At 72.4% G+C, this 7,086-nt stretch carries 4 protein-coding genes and 1 pseudogene; 1 reads left to right on the top strand and 4 read right to left on the bottom strand.

Annotated elements, in window-relative coordinates; genetic code table 11:
• The 4 genes and pseudogenes from D7X12_RS36920 to D7X12_RS36905 all read right to left on the bottom strand — a co-directional run.
• Nucleotides 1-926 (bottom strand): annotated as a pseudogene (locus D7X12_RS36920) (hypothetical protein); the annotation flags it as partial.
• Complete coding sequence (locus D7X12_RS36915; RefSeq protein WP_120629894.1) at nt 923-2,047, bottom strand: glycosyltransferase family 4 protein; 1,125 nt, start codon at nt 2,045-2,047, stop codon at nt 923-925. The pseudogene D7X12_RS36920 and the gene D7X12_RS36915, both read right to left, overlap by 4 nt.
• Nucleotides 2,048-2,057: 10 nt before the next feature.
• Nucleotides 2,058-3,317, bottom strand: coding sequence for a glycosyltransferase (locus tag D7X12_RS36910; protein WP_120629893.1), 1,260 nt, complete (start codon nt 3,315-3,317; stop codon nt 2,058-2,060).
• Nucleotides 3,314-5,446, bottom strand: coding sequence for a GumC family protein (locus tag D7X12_RS36905; protein WP_439329414.1), 2,133 nt, complete (start codon nt 5,444-5,446; stop codon nt 3,314-3,316). Before D7X12_RS36905 ends, D7X12_RS36910 begins: the two co-directional genes overlap by 4 nt.
• Before the next feature lie 278 nt (nt 5,447-5,724).
• On the opposite strand from D7X12_RS36905, the gene D7X12_RS36900 reads away from it, so the two are divergent.
• Nucleotides 5,725-7,056: a bifunctional glycosyltransferase/class I SAM-dependent methyltransferase gene (locus tag D7X12_RS36900; RefSeq protein ID WP_120629891.1), complete on the top strand. Its 1,332-nt coding sequence runs from the start codon at nt 5,725-5,727 to the stop codon at nt 7,054-7,056.
• Nucleotides 7,057-7,086: the final 30 nt, after the last annotated feature.

The raw sequence follows: 7,086 nt of genomic DNA, 5'->3' as shown, positions 1-7,086 counted from the left end.
CCCACCACCGCGCCCAGCACCGCCAGCCGCATCAGCCGGCCCGCCACCATCAGCACCAGGCCCATGGCCAGCATGCACACCAGCAGCGTCACCGCCGCGGCGCGCACCTGACACAGGTACAGGCTCACCAACCCCACGCCGATGCCGCCGACGCTCAGCACGCGCTTCCACGTGCCCTGACGGCTCAGGAGCAACGCGCTGCCCAGCAGCACCGCGTAGAAGGCGCCGGTGGCCGCGCCACCCGGAAGGTCCGTCAGGCCCATGGGCCGGAAGACGCGGGCGCCGCTGGCCGTCTCGAACTGGAGGCTGCGCAGGTAGCCCTCGCCCTGCCCCTCGATGACGGAGGACAGCGCGGGCTGGAAGCGGCCGGGGAAGTACACCTGCAACACGCCCACCGTGGCGCTCGCCATGTTGAACAGGAAGAGCAGCAGGACGATGCGCCCGAATATCTTCTCGTCGATGCGCAGGCGGCTCGCCCAGAACAACGGAGCGAAGACCGCGGCCTGGATGCCCACCTGCGCCGCCGCCGCCAGCGCGCTGGTGGTGCCGGGCTGGAAGAAGTTGAACGCCGTCACGCCCACGAAGGCCAGCAGGAAGGGCATCGCGGGGTGCTTGAGGCGACGGCCCTTCACCAGCGCCAGCAACGCGAGGCTGGTGCCAAACGCCAGGATGCGGAACACGACCCGCAGCGGGGACAGCGCCTCCACCAACAGCGCGAGCTGACACCCGAAGAGCAACCCGATGAAGGCCACCACCACGCGGCCCGAGCCGAAGAACCCGACCGGCCTCTCCACCGGAGCAGGAGCAGGAGCAGGCGCAAGCGCAAGCGCAGGCGCACCGGCCGCGACCGGCGCGCGGCGCACGTACCGCTGGTGCAGCACGCCGGGGCCCCGGAGTCGCGGACGCTCGAAGGGGGCGCCCCTCATGACAGGGGCTCCCGGACCACGGAGCGCACCGCATCCTCCAGCGCGCGCAGGAACACGGGCGGCGCGCTCAGCGCATTCGCCCGCGCGGGGCCGCCACGTCCCAGCTTGCGCCGCGCCGCTTCGTCCTCGATGAGCCCGCGCAGCGCCGAGGCGAGCGCCTCCGGCTTCGGCGGCACGAGCACGCCGCACGTCGCATCGACGATCTCCAGCGGCCCGCCCAGCGCGGTGGTGACCACGGGGAGCCCCGCGTACAGCGCCTCCACGAACGCGAGGCCAAAGGGCTCCGGCCCGGTGTTGGGCTGACAGTGCACCTCCGCCGCGCGCAACAGGCGAGGCACGTCCGAGCGCTGTCCCAGGAAGCGCACCCTGTCAGCGAGCCCCAGCCCCGCGACCTGGGCCTTCAAGCCGTCCTCGTAGGCCACCTCTTCCGGACGCTGCGCGCCGCCCACGAGCCACGCCTTCCAGCGAGGCACCTGCCGCAGCCGGCCCAGCGCCTCCAGCAGCAGCCGCTGTCCCTTCCACTCCTGCATGCGGCTGGCGTGGACGATGACGACGTCCTCCGCGCTCGCGCCCAGCTCTCCCCGGAGCGAAGCGCGCTCGGAGGCCGTGAGCCCGGCGCCGCCCTCCTGGACGGGAGGATGGAGCACCCGCCACGGCGTGCGCGGATACACCCGGGCCAGCGTGCCCGCCGTGTAGCGGCTGTTGCACAGCGCCAGCTCTGGCACGGTGACGCGAGCCCAGCGCTCTATCCAGTGCGAGCCCGTGAGCGCGTCATGCTGGAAGAAGAGGAGCGGCACTCCCGCCGTGCGCGCCACCGGCCCGAAGAGGGCCTGCGGCCACGCCGCGTGACACACCACCGCCGAGAACGCCTCACGCTCCAGCAGCGCCATCAACGCGCGCCGCGCCTCCCACACCAACCACGGACGGCTCACCTTCGCGGGCCCCAGCAGGTGCAGCGAAGCACCCGCCGCGCGCAGCTCGTCCGCGATGCGCCCCTCGAAGCACAGCGCGAACGCATGCTCCGGCCCTTCGCCCCGCTGCGCCCGGGCGAGTGCCAGCGTGCGCAGGAACGTCTCGATGCCCCCGTACAGGTTGCCGCTGGACACGTGCAGCACGCGCATGGCCCGGGCCTCAGCCCCTGCCCGCGACGTGCCGGACCGAAGCCGAAGCCGGAGTCGGGGCTTCCACCACGGGGCTGCGTCCGAGCGCCTCCGCGTACAGGTCCAGGCTGCGCGCCGCCATCACGTCATGGGCGAACTCCGCCTGCGCGCGCTCCTTCGCCCCTCGCGACAGCCGCTCACGAAGTCCGGGCTCCTCCACCAGCCGGCGCGCCGCCGCCGCCAGCGCCCGCGCATCGCCCACCGGCACCGTGAGGCCGGTGCGCTCGTGCAGGCTCACCCACGCCACGCCCGAGTCCGGAACCGCGGTGTTGAGCACGGGCAGCCCGCTCGCCAGCGCCTCCACCTGCGACAGGCCATACGCCTCGCTGCGCGCGTTGCTCGGGAACCACAGCGCGGTGGCGGCCCGGTACGCGCCCGCGAGCGCCTCCGGCGACAGGTAGCCCGCCCACGTCACGCGGTCCGCGATGCCCAGCGCCCGCGCCCGCTCGCGTCCCTCCGCGGCCAGCGGCCCCTCGCCCACGACGACGAGCCTTCCGGGCGCGTGCACCAGCGCCTCCAGCGCGGTGAACAGCCCCTTGTAGTAGACGAGCCGGCCCACCATCAGCCACAGCGGGCCCCCCGCCGCCTCCGCGGTCCACCGCGCCTGGGCCTCGCGCGCTTCGACAGAAGTCTCGGAGGAAGGGCGCAGGTACGAGTCCAGCTCGATGCCCAGCGGCAGCACCCGCACCTTCTCCTTGAACGTGGAGAGCAGCGACGAGCCGCGCACGTACGCATCGCTCGTGGCCAGCAGCCGCGCCGCGCGGGCGTACAGCAGCCACTCGAAGGGACGGAAGAGCGCGCCCGCGACCCGCTGGCGGATGATGTCGCTCTGGTGCGTCACCACCACCGCGGGCAGGCGCGGTACGGCATCCAGCGCCAGCACCATGGAGGGGTTGGGCACGTGCAGGTGCACCACGTCCACGCCCCGCGCCAGCGCGCGACGCAGCGCGAGCGGCAGCGCCGGCATCACGTCCATGCGCGCCACGGACGCCAGCCGCCCCAGCCGCACCACGCGCACCGGGCCGTCCCACTCCTCGCGGGTGGGGCTGCGCCCGTGGAACTCGTGGCTGGTGCCGGTGCCGTCCACGGAGTGGTTCGCGCACAGCACCTCCACCTGCGCGCCCAGCGCGGCCTGGGCCTGCGCCAGCGTCCGCACGTGCGCCTCCATGCCGCCGGAGGCCGGAGGGTAGAACTTGCCCAGGTGCAGCACCCGCAGGCCCGCGCCCGTCACGACGGCGCCACCCCGCTCTTCGGCTCATCCTGGGTCGGGCCATAGCCCTGGTAGCCCAGGTACATGTCGCCGTAGCGCGGCTGGCGCAGGTCCACGTCGTTGAGGATGGCGCCGAACATGCGCGCCTGCACGTCCGCCAGCGAGCGCAGCGCACTGCGCGCGGCCCCGCGGTCCGTCTTGCCCGCCTTGAGCACCATCACCACGCCGTCCGCCTGCGTGGCCAGCACCGCCGCGTCCACGACGGCGTTGAGCGGCGGGCTGTCCAGGATGATGCGGTCGAACTTCTCTCCCGCCGTCCGCAGCAGATCCTTGAAGGCGCGCGTGTGCAAGAGCTCCGCCGGGTTCGGCGGCAGCGGGCCACACGGCAGCACGAAGAGGTTGGGCACCTCCGTGCTCTTCACCGCCTTGTCCAGCGAGCCCTCCCCCACCACCAGCGAGCTGATGCCGAAGTCGTTGGGCACGCCGAACGCCCGGTGCAGCCGGGGCCTGCGCATGTCCGTGTCCAGCAGCAGCACGCGGTTGCCACTCTGGGCCATGGCCACGCCCAGGTTGATGCAGGTGGTGGACTTGCCCTCCTGCGGCCCGCTGGACGTCACCACCAGCGTCTTGAAGGGGTCGTCCGGCGACATGAACAGGAGGTTCGTGCGCACCGCGCGGCAACACTCCGCCACCGCCGAGCGCGGCGAGCGGTGTACGTACAGGTCGCGATCGCCCGGCTCCTTGCCCGTCTCCATCCGCGGCACCACGCCCAGGAAGGCCAACCCCAGCACGTCCTCCACGTCCGCCTGCGACGTGACGGTGTTCTCCAGGAACTCCAGCACCAGCGCCACGCCCAGCCCCAGCAGCAGGCCCATCACCCAGCCCACCATCAGGTTGCGCCGCGTGTGCGGCCGCACCGGCACCATCACCGGCCGCGCCGCGTCCAGCACGCGCACGTTGCTCGTGCGCAAGAGGCCCGACAGCTCCACGTCCTTGAGCCGCTTGAGCACGTCCTCGTAGCGGCGCTGGTTGTCGTCCGACTCGCGCTGGAGCTGCCCGTACTCGATGGCCTTCTTGTTCACGAGGTGGGCCTCGGCCTTGGTCTCGTCCAGCAGCTTGTTGAGGTTCTTCTCCTCGCCCTTCACCTCCAAGAGCTGCAGCTCCGCCGAGCGCACCACGTTGCCCAGGCTCTTGAGCAGGTCCTCGCGCACCACCGCCAGCTTGCGGTTGCACTCCAAGAGCTTCGGGTGCTCCGGCAGGTAGCGCTCCGACAGCTCCGCGCACGCGACCTTCTGCTCGCCGTAGCGCATCTTCATGTCCTGGATGGGCCCGTCCTTGGCCCCGGGCACGGCCTCCGCCCACGTCTCGTCGTCGCCGGCCGCCTTGCGCAGCTGGTGGATGGCGTCCACGCGCGCCTGCTGCGCCGCGATGCGCGTGCGCACGTCGGTGAGCTTCAGGTTGTAGGAGTTGATGCGCTCGCTGACGATGGACAGCCGCGACTCCAGCGACGTGGACAGCATGTCCGCGTCCTTCTTCAGGTCGTAGACGGCCAGCTCGCCCGCCTTCGCCTCACGGCCCAGTTCGTCCCGGCGGACCTCCAGCCACGTGCGCGCTTCTTCCGTGACGCGCATCTTGAGCGCCTGGTTCTCCGCCATGTACGCGGCGGCCACCTCGTTGGCGAGCAGCGCCGCGCGCTCGGGGTCCACGTCCTCCACCCCGATGTTCATCACCCGCGAGTCCTTGCCGGGCATCACCTGGATGCGCGCGCGCAGAAGCCCCACCGCGTCCGCGCCCTGGAGCGCCTGCACGCGCGCCTTCTCGTCCTGGTTCGCCGGCAGGCCCAGGAAGCCCGGGTCGTTGGCCAGCCCCAGCCGGTCCACCACGCGGCTGGACACCGCGCGCGAGGTGATGACCTCGCTCTGCGTGCCGGTGTACTCCTTGTTGAACCAGTAGTTGCTGCGCTCCTCCCCCATGACCTCCTTCACGTCGCCGTCGAGGATGCGGGGGGCGGTGACGTCGATGATGAGCGACGTGCTGGCCGCGTAGATGCGCGGCTGCCGCAGCGTCCACGCGGCCGTGAGCGCGGTGACCGCCAGGGCCACCCCGAGCATCACCCAGCGCCGGCGCCACAACCTGCGCGCCCGGTGCATCATGCTCGCGGACGTCGCGCCGGGAGCTCCTCCGGCCGGGTCCAACTCCGTTGCTTCCACGTCGCGTCTCTCCAAGGGGGGCTGCCGCGGGCGGCCTCACCGGCCCGAGACCACCGGACCCCGACCTGCACCCACATCGCACTGGGGGAATTTCGGCCGGAGCGTGCAACGACCCGGCCGGGTTGTCCATCGCACGGTCGTCGCCTGGATGCTCCTCGTCCATCCGTTCCGGTCCGCGAACGCGCGTCCTGAAAGCGGCTGTGGTAGTCAGCGGCGCCATGGTTCCAGCTCTCTCCGTGGTCCTCCCCTACACCCCGGCGACCGCCGCCGCCGCCGCGCGCTTCGCGCACGCCCTGGCGGGCCAGGCGCAGGTCGTGCTCGCGGGTGAAGGGCCGGTGGACGTCACCCCCGGCCCCAACGTCCACGTCCTCTCCGCCCTGGGCGGCAAGGGGGCGGCCATCCGCGCCGCGCTCCCCCACGTCACGGGCGGGATGACGGTGCTCCAGGATCCGGACGCCGCCTATTCGCCGGACAGCTACGACGCGCTGGTGCAGCCCCTGCGCGACGACACCGCCGACGCCGTCTTCGGCCGCCGCCCCGGCAACTCGGCGGAGATGATGGCCGAACGCGCCCTGGGCGGCATCACCCGCTTCGTCACCGACGTGGCCCTGGTGGATCCGCTCACCGGCCTGCGCGCCTTCCGCACGGACGCGCTGCGCTCCATCCAGCTCACCAGCGATGACGACTCGGTGGACGCGGAGCTGGTGGTGAAGATGGCCGCGCAGCTGTTCCGCCTCACGGAGGTGTCCCTGCCGCCCCTGCAGGCCGTGCCCCGCCGCCCGGCCTCCGCGCACCTGGCCCGCCTGCGCACCCTGGTGCGCTACGCCACCGTGCGCGACGACGCGGACAACCAGCACGAGGGCTACTCCACCCTGGAGCGCATGGACGGCGCCACCCACTACAACCAGTGGCTGGGCCGCCGCTTCCGCGAGCACATGGGCCGCCGCGTGCTGGAGATTGGCGCCGGCATCGGCACCATCACCCGCGAGCTGGAGGCCGGCGCGGAGATGCTCGTCGCGCTGGAGGTGGAGCGCTTCTACGTGGACCGCCTGAAGAACCTCTTCCGCGGCAAGCCCCACGTGCGCCCCTACCTGTCCGACGTGGCGCTCGCGGACTGGGAGTCGCTGAAGGCGGAGAAGCTGGACACCATCGTGCTGTCCAACGTGCTGGAGCACATCCCGGACGACGCGGCCGCGGTGCGCCGCTTCCGGCAGATCCTCCAGGTGGACGGCCGCGTGCTCATCCTCGTGCCGGCGCTGCCGCAGCTCTTCGGCGCCATCGACGAGGCGGTGGGCCACTACCGCCGCTACACCCAGGACTCGCTGCGCGCGGTGCTGGAACAGAACGGCTTCCGCGTGGACACGCTGGAGTGGATGAACCTCGTCGGCCTGCCCGGCTGGTTCGTCAACAGCCGCATCCTGCGCCGCCGCGCGGTGCCCAAGCTCCAGCTCAAGCTCTACGACACGCTGGCGCCCCTCTTCGCCCGCGCCGAGCAGCAGGTGAAGCTGCCCGTGGGCATGAGCCTGTTCGCCGTCGCCCGCGCCGTCTGACGCCCCCTTGAGCGCCGCGCCCCACCCCAC

The sequence above is a fragment of the Corallococcus sicarius genome (assembly GCF_003611735.1).
In the GTDB taxonomy this organism is placed as follows: Bacteria; Myxococcota; Myxococcia; order Myxococcales; family Myxococcaceae; genus Corallococcus; species Corallococcus sicarius.
Note: the sequence above shows the minus strand (reverse complement) of the source record. Positions and strands in the feature narration are given on the sequence as shown.

What these genes read in the sequence shown, in the direction of transcription:
- D7X12_RS36905 (WP_439329414.1), bottom strand. Translation starts at nt 5,446, where the DNA reads ATGCACCGGGCGCGCAGGTTGTGGCGCCGGCGCTGGGTGATGCTCGGG.
- D7X12_RS36900 (WP_120629891.1), top strand. Translation starts at nt 5,725, where the DNA reads ATGGTTCCAGCTCTCTCCGTGGTCCTCCCCTACACCCCGGCGACCGCC.
- D7X12_RS36915 (WP_120629894.1), bottom strand. Translation starts at nt 2,047, where the DNA reads ATGCGCGTGCTGCACGTGTCCAGCGGCAACCTGTACGGGGGCATCGAG.